At 71.8% G+C, this 202-nt stretch carries 1 pseudogene; it reads right to left on the reverse strand.

Features of this window, described 5'->3' with window-relative positions:
• Window positions 1-202: pseudogene (locus IG94_RS41410) on the reverse strand (polyketide synthase); the annotation flags it as partial.

Raw genomic sequence — 202 nt, forward strand, 5'->3', positions numbered from 1 at the left:
ACCCGCCCGACGCAGCCTTCCCACCTCCGGCCACTCACGCGCCCGGTCCAGCAACCGCACCCCACCCGACGACCAGTCCACATGCGGCGACGGCCGCCCCGCGTGCAGCGACGCCGGCAACGCCCCCCGACGCAACGCCTCCACCATCTTGATCACACCAGCAACACCCGCCGCCGCCTGCGTGTGACCCACATTCGACTTC

Source organism: Streptomyces olivaceus (assembly GCF_000721235.1).
In the GTDB taxonomy this organism is placed as follows: domain Bacteria; phylum Actinomycetota; class Actinomycetes; order Streptomycetales; family Streptomycetaceae; genus Streptomyces; species Streptomyces olivaceus.